Genomic DNA, 13225 nt, shown 5'->3' on the forward strand with positions numbered 1-13225 from the left:
CCTACTGAGGGCCTATAGCTCAGTTGGTCAGAGCAGAGGACTCATAATCCTTTGGTCCACGGTTCAAGTCCGTGTGGGCCCACCAAACAAGAAAGCCGCGCATTGCGCGGCTTTTGTGTGTCTGGCACAGACGTTTTGCGTGGGGGGCTGCGTACAACCTTACTTCGCAAACAACTGCCCAATATCCCTGAATGCCTTGAACTCCAACGCATTGCCGCACGGGTCGAACAGGAACAATGTCGCCTGCTCACCCACCTGTCCCTTGAACCGAATATGCGGTTCCAACACAAACGTCGTCTGCCGCGCCTGTAAACGGTCTGCCAGGGCGTGCCAATCTTCCCAGCCCAGCACCACGCCAAAATGCGGCACGGGCACGTCGTGGCCGTCGACGGCGTTGGTGTGGGCGGCTTCCTGGGAGGCGGTTTTCGGGTGTTCGTGGATCACCAGTTGATGGCCGAAGAAGTTGAAGTCGACCCAGTGTTCGCTGGAGCGGCCCTCCTCCAACCCAAAGACGTCGCCGTAGAAGTGCCGTGCAGCGGCGAGATCGAATACCGGAATTGCCAGGTGAAAGGGCGCGAGTGTCATCAGTTCAAACCTCTATGGGCGTTAGTAACCCGAGTTTAGCCTTGCTCCCAACGATGAAAAGACGATAGTTTTTGCGTCGAGCTCAAAAATTTTTGATGAATCGAGACATCGATGCTGCGTGAATTGAAGACCTTTATTGCGGTAACGCGCCACGGGACGTTTGCGTCAGCGGGCATGCATATCGGGCTGACGCAGTCAGCGGTGAGTGCCCAGATTCGTCAGTTGGAGCAAGCGCTGGGCGTGCAGCTGTTCGACCGCACCGGCCGCCAGGCCACCCTGAATGCCGCCGGTTTGCGCGCATTACCCTTGGCCAAGGAGATTCTGGAGACCTTCAACCGCATGGCGGTGCCGGTGAATACCAATGAATACCGGGGTGAGTTGAAAGTCGGTGCTATCACTACGGCTCAAACCGGTTTGCTGCCCCAGGCGCTGGTGCGCTTGCGCCAGGCCGCGCCAACGGTTGAGTGCAAGTTGGTGCCTGGTGTCTCCCTGGAGCTGTTGAACCAGGTCGACGCTGGAGAGTTGGATTCGGCAATCATCATTCGACCGCCCTTCGACCTGCCCAAGGAGTTGTATGTGCAGGTGCTGCGCAAGGAGCCGTTCGTGTTGGTCGTGCCGAACACATTGGTGGGCGACGACCCTTTGCACCTACTCAACACCCAGCCCCATGTGCGCTATGACCGTGCTTCGTTTGGCGGCCGACTCGTAAGCCGGTTTCTGCGCGAGCAGAAGCTTGAGGTGCAAGTGGCGCTGGAGCTGGATGAACTCGAAGCCATCGTCAGGATGGTGGAGTGTGGCCTGGGCGTATCGTTGATTCCAAAGGCAGGCTTGTGGCTGGAGCGCTCGCCCCAAGTAAGAATAATCCCGCTGGGCAAGCTGACTTTTTTCCGCGAGATCATCCTGCTGGGCCGCTACAGCCAACGTCACCTGCCGGTACCACAACTGTTTGCCCGCTGCCTGCTGGCCGATCCAAGCCTGTAACATGCGTTCCCATTGCCGCCCGTCACGGAGCCCCACGTGCCTGTTCTAGATGAAATCGATCGCCAGTTGATCGCCGCCTTGCAGATCAACGCCCGCGAAAGCGTGGCCATGCTTGCCCGGCAGTTGGGCATTGCGCGCACCACTGTGACGTCGCGCCTTGCGCGCCTGGAGAAAACCCAGGTGATCACCGGTTATGGTGTGCGCCTGGGTCAACGCGTGGCAGATGGCGGCTTGCAGGCCTATGTGGGGATCACCGTGCAACCGCGCTCGGGCAAAGAAGTGCTGCGCAGGCTGAGCGCCATGGCCCAGGTTCAACAATTGTGCGCGGTCAGCGGCGAGTTCGATTACGTGGCTTGGTTGCGCACCGATTCGCCGGAACAGCTCGATCAATTACTGGACCAGATCGGCAGTGTCGATGGCGTGGAGAAAACCACCACATCGATCATCCTCAGTAACAAATTGGATCGCGGCCAACCAATCTGACCACCTAATTCGTCACTATGACTAAAAACAATTCATTCCGACGACACTTTGCGTCTTATTAACGAACGCAACGCTCCCTAAACTGGCTGCCATCATTTCCTATACTCAGCGGGTCACTTCCCGCCGAGTCGTCAGCAAGGGCCCGCCATGAGCATTCCGTCCAGCACTATCAGCAAGACCCATCGCCACCCTGCCGACGGTAAAAAACCCATCACCATCTTTGGCCCGGATTTCCCGTTCGCCTTCGATGACTGGATCGAACACCCCGCCGGACTCGGCAGTATCCCCGCCGCCAATCATGGCGCCGAAGTGGCCATCGTCGGCGCCGGTATCGCCGGGCTGGTCGCCGCCTACGAGCTGATGAAGCTGGGCCTCAAGCCCGTGGTGTATGAGGCCTCGAAGATGGGCGGCCGTTTGCGTTCCCAGGCCTTCGAAGGCGCCGAAGGCATCATCGCCGAGTTGGGCGGCATGCGTTTTCCGGTGTCCTCTACCGCGTTCTATCACTACGTCGACAAGCTGGGTCTGGAAACCAAACCCTTCCCCAACCCGCTGACGCCGGCTTCCGGCAGTACGGTGATCGATCTCGAAGGCCAGACCCACTACGCACAAAAGCTGTCCGATCTGCCTGCGCTGTTCCAGGAAGTGGCTGACGCCTGGGCCGACGCCCTGGAAGCCGGCTCGCAGTTCGGCGATATCCAGCAAGCCATCCGCGACCGTGATGTGCCGCGCCTCAAAGCGCTGTGGAACAAGTTGGTGCCCTTGTGGGACGACCGCACCTTCTACGACTTCGTAGCCACCTCCAAGGCCTTCGCCAAGTTGTCGTTCCACCACCGCGAGGTGTTTGGCCAGGTAGGTTTCGGCACCGGTGGCTGGGACTCGGATTTCCCCAACTCCATGCTGGAAATATTCCGCGTGGTCATGACCAACTGTGACGATCACCAGCACCTGGTGGTCGGCGGCGTAGCCCAGGTGCCGATGGGCATCTGGCGCCATGTGCCGGAGCGTTGCGCCCATTGGCCCGCCGGTACCAGCCTGAGCTCGCTGCACCGCGGTGCACCACGGGCCGGGGTAAAACGCATCGCCCATGCTGCCGATGGCCGTTTCGCGGTGACCGACAACTACGGCGATACCCGCGAATACGCGGCCGTGCTCACCACCTGCCAAAGCTGGCTGCTGACCACCCAGATCGAGTGCGATGAAACACTGTTCTCGCAAAAGATGTGGATGGCCCTCGACCGCACGCGCTACATGCAATCGTCAAAGACCTTCGTGATGGTCGACCGCCCGTTCTGGAAAGACAAAGACCCGGAGACCGGCCGCGACCTGATGAGCATGACCCTCACCGATCGCCTCACGCGCGGCACTTACCTTTTCGACAACGGCGACGACAAGCCAGGGGTGATCTGCCTGTCGTACTCGTGGATGAGCGACGCGCTGAAAATGCTCCCGCAGCCCATCGACAAACGGGTGAAACTGGCGCTGGACGCCTTGAACAAGATCTACCCGAAAGTCGACATCAAGGCGCGCATCATCGGCGACCCGATCACCGTGTCCTGGGAAGCCGACCCGCATTTCCTCGGGGCCTTCAAAGGCGCGCTGCCGGGTCACTACCGCTACAACCAACGTATGTATGCGCACTTCATGCAGAAGGACATGCCCACTGAACAGCGTGGGATTTTTATCGCCGGTGACGACGTGTCCTGGACTCCAGCATGGGTGGAGGGCGCGGTACAAACCTCATTGAACGCGGTGTGGGGCATCATGACCCACTTTGGTGGCAGCACTCACCCCGAGAACCCGGGGCCGGGTGATGTGTTCGATGAGATCGGGCCGATTGCCCTGGCTGACTAAGGAGTTGAACATGCGCGTCGCCCTGTACCAATGCCCACCGCTGCCGCTGGATGTCGCAGGCAACCTCAAGCGTCTGCACCAACTGGCGCATGAAGCATCCGGTGCCGATGTGCTGGTGCTGCCGGAGATGTTCCTCACCGGTTACAACATCGGTGCCGAAGCCGTGGGTGCCTTGGCCGAAGCCCAGGACGGGGAGTCTGCCCAAGCCGTTGCCGAAATCGCGCAGAGCGCCGGGCTGGCGATTCTGTACGGCTACCCGGAGCGGGCCGAAGACGGGCAGATCTACAACGCCGTGCAGTTGATCGACGCCCACGGCCAGCGCCTGTGCAACTACCGCAAGACCCATCTGTTCGGCGATCTGGATCACTCGATGTTCAGTGCCGGCGACGATGATTTCCCGCTGGTGGAACTCAACGGATGGAAGTTGGGGTTCCTGATCTGCTATGACCTGGAGTTCCCGGAAAACACCCGACGCCTGGCCCTGGCCGGTGCCGAGCTGATCCTGGTGCCCACCGCCAATATGGTGCCGTTCGACTTCGTCGCCGATGTCACCGTGCGGGCGCGGGCCTTCGAGAACCAGTGCTACGTGGCCTACGCCAATTACTGCGGGCACGAAGGCGATATCCAGTACTGCGGGCAAAGCAGCATTGCCGCACCAGATGGCCAGCGAATCGCCCAGGCCGGCCTGGATGAAGCCTTGATTGTCGGGACAGTGGACCGGCAATCGATCCTCGACGCCCGCGCCGCCAACCATTACCTGCAAGACCGGCGTCCCGAGCTTTACGGCCCGCTGTACAAGCCCTGACTGAATGGGTTTGTTAGCATAGGCACTTGCCCCGTTCTGGAAGTGCCCATGCCCGCCCCGGCCCACCTTTATCCCGTTCACCTGACCCTGGCCAATGGCCTGCGGGTTTCCCTGCGCCATGCACCGCGCTTAAAACGTTGCGCGGCGGCGCTGCGGGTGGCTGCCGGTAGCCACGACGTGCCGTTGGCCTGGCCGGGGCTGGCGCATTTTCTTGAGCATTTGTTGTTTCTGGGAACCGAGCGATTTCCTGCAGGCGAAGGGCTGATGGCCTACGTACAGCGCCACGGCGGCCAAGTGAATGCAAGCACCCGCGAACGCACCACGGACTTCTTCTTTGAACTACCGGTTTCAGTCTATGCGCACGGGCTGGAGCGACTGGCGGACATGCTGACCCATCCGCGCCTGACCCTGGAAGATCAACGGCGCGAGCGCGAAGTGCTGCACGCCGAGTACGTCGCCTGGTCCCAGGATGCCAAGGCACAGCAGCAGGTGGCGCTGCTAGAAGGCTTGGCAGCGGATCATCCACTGCGCGGCTTTCACGCGGGCAACCGCGACAGCCTGCCGGTGGAGCGCGAGGCGTTTCAGCAAGCACTGCGGGAATTCCACACGCATTTCTATCAGAGCGGGCAGATGACATTGAGCCTCGCCGGCCCGCAACCGCTGCAAGAACTGGAAGCCCTGGCGCAGCGTTTCAGCGCGCAACTGATCGCTGGCCCCTTGCATCCGCAGGCCTCACCACCGGCCTTGATGCAAGGCCAGGCTCGGCGCTATCAACACATCGACAACAACCACCTGCACCACGTCATCACCTGTGACGCGCCCCGTGAAGCCCTGGATTTCCTCTGCACCTGGCTCAATGCCTCTGCGCCGGGCGGGCTGCTCGCCGAGTTGAAAACCCGACACTTGGCCAGCGTCCTGCAGGCATCGGTGCTGTACCACTTCGCCGGTCAAGCCGTGCTGGACATCGACTTTACACTCGACAGCAAGGACGAACCGCCCACACACATTGAGACGCTGCTGCACGACTGGCTGAGCTTTTTCGCCCACAGCGATTGGACGCCACTGCGCGAAGAGTTCGCCCTGCTGAACGCTCGCCAACAACAGGTCCAGGGCGCCCTGGCATTGGCTCGAAACGACAGCGAAGACCTCAGTGAACAGGGCGTCGCCGCGCTCAAGGCCCTGCTTGATTCACTGCACTTGCCGCCCGCCGAACACCGTTGGCAACTGCCGCCGAACAACCCGTTCCTGCGCCCACCGGCCAAAGAAGAACGCGCCGGCCTGATCCGTGGCCAAACCAGCGCTCACCGAGGCTTGCGCACGTTTGCCCAGGATCGTTCACGGGGGCGAAGGGACGTATCGGCGCTGACCTTCAGCCAGGCCTTGGCGGATGACGGTGATGAAGGCGCGCTGTACGTGCAGTGGCGCTTCGACGCGCCAGCGCCTGCCGGGCTGGAAAACACCTTGCAGCCATTGCGTGAGCATGCGCGCCAGGCCGGCGTCGAATTATCTCTCGAAGCCACCGGCCATGATTGGTTGGTGAAGATGACCGGGCTGCACGAGCCGATGCCGGCCGTGCTGGAGGCGTTGGGGCAGCGCCTGAACCTGCCGCAGGAAACTGCCCCGGCACCTGCGCCCATGATCGCTATCCGGGAACTGCTCCAGGCCCTGCCCGCGTGCTGCGCCACCGGCCATGCCGACGCCAGCGAACAGCCTGGATCCTGGGCCACTGCACGCTGGCTCGGCCTGGGGCTGAGTCTGCCCGCCGCATGTGAAACGTTGATAAAGGCCGCCGCCGCCCGTCTGCCTGGGCAACCTGCACACTTCGAACCGTCTCTTCAACACCTCGGTGGTCAACGTGTGTGGCATACGGTTAAAACCCACTCAACCGAAGCCGCCGTGCTGCTGTTTTGCCCGGCACCCAGCCAATCCCTGGCCGATGAAGCCTCATGGCGGCTGCTTGGGCACCTGCTCCAAGGGCCGTTCTACCAACGCCTGAGGGTCGAGTTGCAATTGGGCTACGCCGTATTCAGCGGTGTCCGACAGATCAACGGGCAAACCGGCCTGCTGTTGGGTGTGCAATCACCCAGCGTTTCACTGGCAGGTATCGTCGATCACCTGAAAGCCTTCCTGAAACACCTACCGGTGTTGATCGACGGCACCAGTGACGTGGGCAATCACGCCTTGGCACAGCAGTTCTGCGCCGCGACGTTACCGATCACCCAAAGCGCCGAACTGCTTTGGCACGCGCGCCTGGCGGGCCATCCGTCGGATTATCTGTACCGGCTTCAACAGCTGATCCAGGCCCGCACACGGGAGGACCTGCAACACGCGGCCCAACAGCTGCACGACGCGACCGGCGGCTGGCGCTGCATCGCCAACGGCCCACCTGTCGACGAGAGCTGGCAACCGGCGAGCTGATCATTGCCAACCCTGCAACAGGCTTTTTCCACCAAGACAGCGCTAACTTGAGAAGAATTGCGTAACATTCCCACGCACACATCTGAACATCTCCGACTGGAGGTGGACTATATGTATTACTTGGTAGTAAACGTCCCATCCCTTCGTAGGAGTAAGAATATGACCTGGTCCAAACCTGCTTACACTGATCTGCGTATCGGCTTCGAAGTCACCATGTACTTCGCCAGCCGCTAAGCCGCTGGGTAATACAACGCCTCGGTTCGCCCGGGGCGTTTTTGTTTTGAGCTTTGCTTGATGGAGCGGCCATGTTTGTCCAGATTCTAGGTTCCGCCGCTGGCGGCGGCTTCCCGCAGTGGAACTGCAACTGCGTGAACTGCGCAGGTTTTCGTGACGGCAGCCTGCGGGCGCAGGCGCGGACCCAGTCGTCCATCGCCATTTCCGACGATGGCGTGAACTGGGTACTGTGCAATGCCTCACCGGATATCCGCGCGCAACTCCAGGGTTTTGCGCCGATGCAGCCCGGCCGCGCACTGCGCGACACCGGCATCAGTGCCATCATCCTGATGGACAGCCAGATCGACCACACCACCGGCCTGTTGAGCCTGCGCGAAGGTTGCCCGCACCAGGTGTGGTGCACCGACATGGTCCATGAAGACCTGAGCACCGGCTTCCCGCTGTTCACCATGCTCACCCACTGGAACGGCGGCCTGGCCTGGAACCGCATCGAGCTGGATGCCAGCTTCACCATCCCGGCCTGCCCCAACCTGCGCTTCACCCCGTTGCCCCTGCGTAGCGCCGCCCCACCGTACTCGCCGCACCGCTTCGACCCGCACCCAGGCGATAACATCGGCCTGATCGTCGAAGACCTGCGCACCGGCGGCAAACTGTTCTACGCCCCGGGCCTGGGCAAGGTCGACGCGCCGTTGCTGGAGATCATGGCCGGCAGCGATTGCCTGCTGGTGGACGGTACGATGTGGGACGACGATGAAATGCAGCGCCGTGGCGTCGGCACCCGCACCGGCCGCGAGATGGGCCACCTGGCGCAAAATGGCCCCGGCGGCATGCTCGAAGTGCTGGAGCAGTTGCCCAAGCAGCGCAAGGTGCTTATCCACATCAACAACACCAACCCGATCCTCGATGAAGATTCTCCAGAGCGCGCGGAACTGGTGCGGCGCAATGTCGAAGTCGCTTACGACGGCATGAGCATCGAACTGTAGGAGCGGGCTTGCCCGCGAAAAACCCAAAGGCACCGTGCTCATTCAGAACGCCCACGTCATCGTTAACGACCTTCGCGAGCAAGCTCGCTCCTACAGGAGACCTCTTATGACTGATAGACCGATGAACACCGCCGAATTCGAAGCCGCCTTGCGGGCCAAAGGCGCCTTCTACCATATCCATCACCCGTACCACGTGGCGATGTATGAAGGCCGTGCCACCCGCGAGCAGATCCAGGGCTGGGTCGCCAACCGTTTCTATTACCAGGTGAACATCCCGCTGAAAGACGCGGCGATCCTGGCCAACTGCCCGGACCGCGAGATCCGTCGCGAGTGGATTCAGCGCCTGCTCGACCACGATGGCGCACCGGGTGAGGACGGCGGTATCGAAGCCTGGCTGCGTTTGGGCCAAGCGGTCGGCCTCGACCCCGACCAGTTGCGCTCCCAGGAACTGGTATTGCCCGGCGTACGCTTTGCGGTAGACGCCTACGTCAACTTTGCGCGCCGCGCCAGCTGGCAGGAAGCCGCCAGCAGCTCGCTCACCGAGCTGTTCGCGCCGCAGATCCACCAGTCGCGCCTCGACAGCTGGCCGCAGCACTACCCGTGGATCGACCCCACCGGCTACGAATATTTCCGCACCCGCCTGGGCCAGGCGCGGCGCGACGTGGAGCATGGGCTGGCAATCACCTTGCAGCACTACACCACCCGTGAAGGCCAGGAGCGCATGCTGGAAATCCTCCAGTTCAAACTCGACATCCTGTGGAGCATGCTGGATGCCATGAGCATGGCCTACGAACTGAAACGCCCGCCGTATCACAGCGTGACCGAGCAGCGGGTCTGGCATAAAGGGATCACCCTATGAGCTTTGATCGCAGCAGAAAACCGACCTGGCGCCAGGGCTACCGCTACCAGTACGAACCCGCGCAAAAAGGCCATGTGTTGCTCTACCCCGAAGGCATGATCAAGCTCAACGACAGCGCCGCGCTGATTGGTGGCCTGATTGACGGTGAGCGCGACGTGGCGGCGATCATTACCGCCCTCGAAGAACAGTTCCCCGGCGTACCTGAGCTGGGTGACGACATCGAGCAATTCATGGAGGTCGCCCGTGCTGAGCACTGGATCACCCTTGCCTGAAAAACCCGCCATCGGCCTGCCGCTGTGGTTGCTCGCCGAGCTGACCTATCGCTGCCCGCTGCAATGCCCGTATTGCTCCAACCCGCTGGACTTTGCCGAGCAGGGCAAGGAGCTGAGCACCGAGCAGTGGATCAAGGTATTTCGTGAGGCCCGTGAGATGGGCGCGGCGCAGTTGGGGTTTTCCGGCGGTGAGCCGCTGGTGCGCCAGGACCTCGCCGAGTTGATCGCCGAGGCGCGCAAGCTGGGGTTCTACACCAACCTGATCACCTCGGGCATCGGCCTGACCGAGCAGAAGATCAGCGACTTCAAGAAAGCCGGCCTGGACCATATCCAGATCAGCTTCCAGGCCAGCGACGAACAGGTGAACAACCTGCTGGCCGGTTCGAAAAAAGCCTTCGCGCAAAAGCTGGAAATGGCCCGCGCAGTCAAGGCGCATGGCTACCCGATGGTGCTGAACTTCGTCACCCATCGGCACAATATCGACAAGATCGACCGCATCATCGAGCTGTGTATTGCGCTGGAAGCGGATTTTGTCGAGCTTGCCACCTGCCAGTTCTATGGCTGGGCGCAACTCAATCGCGTGGGTTTATTGCCGACGAAGGAACAACTGGTGCGCGCCGAACGCATCACCAACGAATACCGCGCCAAGCTCGAAGCCGAAGGCCATCCGTGCAAGCTGATCTTCGTGACACCGGACTACTACGAGGAGCGCCCGAAGGCCTGTATGAACGGCTGGGGCAGTATCTTTCTGACCGTGACGCCGGACGGCACCGCCCTGCCCTGCCACGGCGCCCGACAGATGCCGGTGCAGTTTCCCAATGTGCGCGACCACAGCATGCAGCACATCTGGTACGACTCTTTCGGGTTCAACCGCTTTCGCGGCTACGACTGGATGCCCGAGCCGTGTCGTTCGTGCGATGAAAAGGAAAAGGATTTCGGTGGCTGCCGTTGCCAGGCCTTCATGCTCACGGGGGATGCGAGCAATGCCGACCCGGTGTGCAGTAAGTCCGAGCAGCACGGCATCATCCTCAAGGCGCGGGAAGAAGCCGAGCACGCTACCCAGACCATCGAGCAACTGGCCTTTCGCAATGAGCGCAATTCACGGCTCATCGCAAAAGGCTGACGGGCTCAGCGCTTGGCGATGATGTACACGGCGTGAATGATGCCTGGGAAGTAACCGCACAAGGTCAGCAGAATATTCAGCCAGAACGCGCCGGCGAAACCCACTTGCAGGAACACACCCAGTGGCGGCAGCAGAATGGCGATGATGATACGAATGATGTCCATGGGTCAGCTCCAGAAAATCGGCTCGTGTGAGCCGTGTAGCTAATCGACCTTGGGCGTTCGTGAGGGTTCAGTGGGATCTGGCACCGGGCCATCCTTCAGGCCAGAATTTCTAACCCATGCTTTTGCACGATGCTAAGAAGTTTGAGCGCCATGCCGCTGGGTTGCTTCTCGCCAGATTCCCATTTCTTCACCGTGGAGGCGCTGGTATTCAGGTAACGAGCAAACACCGGTTGGCTGACATGGCTACTTTCACGTAGCTGCTTGATCTGTTCGGCAGGGATTTGCGCCGGGATCTTTGCAAGGCATGCCTCGTCGAACTCACGAAGAGTAGTTTTGTTGATGGCGCCAATTGCATAAAGCGCTTTGGCAGATTGGTGAACAGACTCAAGAATTTCGCTTTCATATTTTTTGGGCATGGTGCATCTCCACAAATTCCCCACTATCCAGAAGGTGTTGAACCTGTACCTCGTTTAACCCTTCATAAACCTTAGCCAGTGCTCGCAACGCGCTGAGTTCCTTATGGCTGATATTGCTTCGCCTCTGCTTGTCAAAAAGAGAGTTATAAACCCAGTAATGCCTGGCCTTGGCCAAGACAATAGATCGATGTCGGTTCTCTTTGAGGCGTTTCTTCCAGACACCACCTCCCAAATTGTCAGCTTGCCCCCTGAGCAATTGGCCGAACGCCTCCCTCAACTCCGAATCACAGATCCACGCCTTTCTGGCCGCCTCAGCAAAATTCCTGGTTTTAAACAACCTAAGCCTCATGGATATCCCTTCCCATAAACATACCACCCAGTGGCATAGATTAGAAGTGGAGCAACCAATGCTCCGTCGACAGTCCTTATCGACGCACGCTAAAAAGCCATTGTTTTCACAGACGATCAATCAACGCTTTCAATCCAAAAATTTCACACGCAAAAAAACGCCCCCAGCCGAAAAAATCAGGCTGGAGGCGCCGCGTATACCGCGAGACGGTTCAGGAATGTGGGTTAAACAGCGATGCCCTTGCGGCATTGCAACTGGGCGGTGCGCACCCGGGAAAAAGCGCGGGCCAGGCGCAGGAGCATTTCGTCGATGTTGCTTTTGCTCACCGTAAGCGCCGGGGTGAAGCGCAGGCAGTCAGGTTGCGGGGCGTTGAGGATCAGGCCTTCGTGCAGGGCGGCTTTTACCACTGCATCTGCAGAATCATCCGCCAACGTCAGGCCCCACATCAGGCCGTGGCCGCGCAATGGGCCCTGGTCGTAGCGGTAGGCCAGTCGGGCAAGGCCTTCGCCCAGGTAAAGGCCGGATTCACGTACGTGTTCCAGGAAGCCGTGCTCCAGCACCGTATCGAGTACCGCCTGCCCGGCCGATGCCATCAATGCGTTGCCATGATGGGTACCTTCCAGCTCACCCACGTCGAAGCAACAGGCGTTGCCGCGCGCCAGCAGCGCAGCCAATGGCACGCCGCCGCCCAGGCCTTTGCCGAGGGTGATGATGTCGGCTCGCACGCCGTATTGCTGTTCGGCAAGCAAGGTGCCGCAACGGCCAAGGCCGGTTTGTACTTCGTCGAGGATCAGCAGGATCCCCAGTTCGCGGCACAGCCGTTCAACCCCCTTGAGGTAATGCTCCGTCGCGGGGATCACACCGGCCTCGCTCTGGACCGGCTCCAGCAGGATGGCGACTGTCTGTGCATCGACCGCTGCATGCAGGGCCGGCAGATCGTTGAACGGCACATGGCTGAAGCCGGGCAATTGCGGTTCAAAGCGGTTTTCCAGCGCTCCCCCCGACGCCGCCAGTGCCGCGAAACTGCGACCATGGCAACCATTGCTCGCGCTGATAATGCGGTAGGCCCCGCCGCGATGCAGTTGGCCCCACTTGCGCGCCAACTTGATCGCCGCTTCGCAGGCCTCGGCGCCACTGTTGAGCAGGTAGGCCTGGTCGCTGCCGGTACGATGGCACAGGCGGTCGACAAGATTGAGTTGAGCGCGGTTATGCAGCCCCAGGCCTGGATTGATCAGGGCCTGGGTCTGGTCGGCAAGGGCTTTGATCAAGACCTGCGGGCTGTGGCCGAGGCTGTTGGCAGCGTTGCCCTGGCTGAAATCCAGGTAGGCACGCTCGTCGCTGTCCCACAGCCACGAGCCCTGGCCACGAACGAAAACCTGAGGCGGCCTCGCCACGGTGGGCATCAGCGCCTCGCTGGACAGCGTATCGGGTGAAGCCTCCAGCAGCAGGTCGTCCAGGCTGGGCACGGGGCGACGCATATTGAAGAGATTCACAGCTTGCCCCCAGTGGCAACCGGGCCTTGGTCGGTTTTCCCTGCAATCACTGTCTGCGGGTGTGTTGCCTTGCCTATGTAAACGCCATCAACATAAACGCTGTTCATTGCCCGATCCGGCCCTGTAAGCCCTGCGAATAGGCGCTAGACTAGGCGCCTCGGGGGCCACCGGCCATTTCGTTTTTCCAGCTTTTTCGATAAGCAAACCTT

At 60.7% G+C, this 13225-nt stretch carries 15 protein-coding genes and 1 tRNA gene; 11 read left to right on the forward strand and 5 right to left on the reverse strand.

Annotated features, from left to right (window positions below; genetic code table 11):
• The first annotated feature begins 8 nt into the window (after positions 1-8).
• A tRNA-Ile gene (locus BFP99_RS13730) sits at positions 9-85 on the forward strand.
• Between the two features lie 74 nt (positions 86-159).
• On the opposite strand, the gene BFP99_RS13735 is transcribed toward BFP99_RS13730, so the two are convergent.
• A complete protein-coding gene (locus tag BFP99_RS13735; RefSeq protein ID WP_027605927.1) occupies positions 160-585 on the reverse strand; it encodes a VOC family protein in 426 nt (141 codons plus the stop codon).
• A gap of 111 nt (positions 586-696) precedes the next feature.
• Between BFP99_RS13735 and BFP99_RS13740 the strand changes: the two genes are divergently transcribed.
• The 10 genes from BFP99_RS13740 (at position 697) to pqqE (ending at position 10594) form a co-directional block, all read left to right on the forward strand.
• Positions 697-1566 (forward strand): LysR family transcriptional regulator, encoded by an 870-nt coding sequence (locus BFP99_RS13740; RefSeq protein WP_065925400.1) that lies wholly within the window; start codon positions 697-699, stop codon positions 1564-1566.
• A gap of 36 nt (positions 1567-1602) precedes the next feature.
• Positions 1603-2049, forward strand: a complete 447-nt coding sequence (locus tag BFP99_RS13745) for an Lrp/AsnC family transcriptional regulator (protein WP_032883895.1) — start codon at positions 1603-1605, stop codon at positions 2047-2049.
• Positions 2050-2217: 168 nt separating this feature from the next.
• Positions 2218-3900 (forward strand): flavin monoamine oxidase family protein, encoded by a 1683-nt coding sequence (locus tag BFP99_RS13750; protein WP_065947518.1) that lies wholly within the window; start codon positions 2218-2220, stop codon positions 3898-3900.
• Between the two features lie 10 nt (positions 3901-3910).
• Positions 3911-4705, forward strand: coding sequence for a carbon-nitrogen hydrolase family protein (locus BFP99_RS13755; protein WP_065947461.1), 795 nt, complete (start codon positions 3911-3913; stop codon positions 4703-4705).
• 48 nt (positions 4706-4753) lie between these two features.
• Positions 4754-7123 carry a pyrroloquinoline quinone biosynthesis protein PqqF gene (gene pqqF, locus BFP99_RS13760; RefSeq protein ID WP_065947462.1) on the forward strand — a complete coding sequence of 790 codons (2370 nt, stop codon included), beginning with the start codon at positions 4754-4756 and terminating at the stop codon, positions 7121-7123.
• A 159-nt stretch (positions 7124-7282) separates the two neighbouring features.
• Positions 7283-7357 (forward strand): pyrroloquinoline quinone precursor peptide PqqA, encoded by a 75-nt coding sequence (pqqA, locus tag BFP99_RS31965; protein ID WP_003194766.1) that lies wholly within the window; start codon positions 7283-7285, stop codon positions 7355-7357.
• A 71-nt stretch (positions 7358-7428) separates the two neighbouring features.
• Complete coding sequence (gene pqqB, locus BFP99_RS13765) at positions 7429-8340, forward strand: pyrroloquinoline quinone biosynthesis protein PqqB (RefSeq protein ID WP_010207003.1); 912 nt, start codon at positions 7429-7431, stop codon at positions 8338-8340.
• A 106-nt stretch (positions 8341-8446) separates the two neighbouring features.
• Positions 8447-9199 carry a pyrroloquinoline-quinone synthase PqqC gene (pqqC, locus tag BFP99_RS13770; RefSeq protein WP_065925403.1) on the forward strand — a complete coding sequence of 251 codons (753 nt, stop codon included), beginning with the start codon at positions 8447-8449 and terminating at the stop codon, positions 9197-9199.
• Positions 9196-9471: a pyrroloquinoline quinone biosynthesis peptide chaperone PqqD gene (gene pqqD / locus BFP99_RS13775; RefSeq protein ID WP_065925404.1), complete on the forward strand. Its 276-nt coding sequence runs from the start codon at positions 9196-9198 to the stop codon at positions 9469-9471. The genes pqqC and pqqD overlap by 4 nt, the downstream gene beginning before the upstream one ends.
• Complete coding sequence (pqqE, locus tag BFP99_RS13780; protein ID WP_065938222.1) at positions 9464-10594, forward strand: pyrroloquinoline quinone biosynthesis protein PqqE; 1131 nt, start codon at positions 9464-9466, stop codon at positions 10592-10594. The genes pqqD and pqqE overlap by 8 nt, the downstream gene beginning before the upstream one ends.
• A gap of 5 nt (positions 10595-10599) precedes the next feature.
• On the opposite strand, the gene BFP99_RS13785 is transcribed toward pqqE, so the two are convergent.
• From BFP99_RS13785 to BFP99_RS13800, 4 genes are all read right to left on the reverse strand, one after another.
• Positions 10600-10758, reverse strand: coding sequence for a YqaE/Pmp3 family membrane protein (locus tag BFP99_RS13785; RefSeq protein ID WP_010207008.1), 159 nt, complete (start codon positions 10756-10758; stop codon positions 10600-10602).
• Positions 10759-10853: 95 nt separating this feature from the next.
• Positions 10854-11174: a helix-turn-helix domain-containing protein gene (locus tag BFP99_RS13790; RefSeq protein WP_065947463.1), complete on the reverse strand. Its 321-nt coding sequence runs from the start codon at positions 11172-11174 to the stop codon at positions 10854-10856.
• A complete protein-coding gene (locus tag BFP99_RS13795; protein WP_065947464.1) occupies positions 11158-11523 on the reverse strand; it encodes a type II toxin-antitoxin system RelE/ParE family toxin in 366 nt (121 codons plus the stop codon). The genes BFP99_RS13790 and BFP99_RS13795 overlap by 17 nt, the downstream gene beginning before the upstream one ends.
• Positions 11524-11747: 224 nt before the next feature.
• Complete coding sequence (locus BFP99_RS13800) at positions 11748-13016, reverse strand: aspartate aminotransferase family protein (protein ID WP_065947465.1); 1269 nt, start codon at positions 13014-13016, stop codon at positions 11748-11750.
• Between the last annotated feature and the right edge of the window lie 209 nt (positions 13017-13225).

It is taken from the genome of Pseudomonas sp. 1 R 17 (genome assembly GCF_900067035.1).
Lineage (GTDB): Bacteria > Pseudomonadota > Gammaproteobacteria > Pseudomonadales > Pseudomonadaceae > Aquipseudomonas > Aquipseudomonas marginalis.

Coding starts and splice junctions, on each gene's coding strand:
- BFP99_RS13735 (WP_027605927.1), bottom strand. CDS start 585: ATGACACTCGCGCCCTTTCACCTGGCAATTCCGGTATTCGATCTCGCC.
- BFP99_RS13740 (WP_065925400.1), top strand. CDS start 697: ATGCTGCGTGAATTGAAGACCTTTATTGCGGTAACGCGCCACGGGACG.
- BFP99_RS13755 (WP_065947461.1), top strand. CDS start 3,911: ATGCGCGTCGCCCTGTACCAATGCCCACCGCTGCCGCTGGATGTCGCA.
- pqqF (WP_065947462.1), top strand. CDS start 4,754: ATGCCCGCCCCGGCCCACCTTTATCCCGTTCACCTGACCCTGGCCAAT.
- pqqB (WP_010207003.1), top strand. CDS start 7,429: ATGTTTGTCCAGATTCTAGGTTCCGCCGCTGGCGGCGGCTTCCCGCAG.
- pqqC (WP_065925403.1), top strand. CDS start 8,447: ATGACTGATAGACCGATGAACACCGCCGAATTCGAAGCCGCCTTGCGG.
- pqqD (WP_065925404.1), top strand. CDS start 9,196: ATGAGCTTTGATCGCAGCAGAAAACCGACCTGGCGCCAGGGCTACCGC.
- BFP99_RS13785 (WP_010207008.1), bottom strand. CDS start 10,758: ATGGACATCATTCGTATCATCATCGCCATTCTGCTGCCGCCACTGGGT.
- BFP99_RS13790 (WP_065947463.1), bottom strand. CDS start 11,174: ATGCCCAAAAAATATGAAAGCGAAATTCTTGAGTCTGTTCACCAATCT.
- BFP99_RS13795 (WP_065947464.1), bottom strand. CDS start 11,523: ATGAGGCTTAGGTTGTTTAAAACCAGGAATTTTGCTGAGGCGGCCAGA.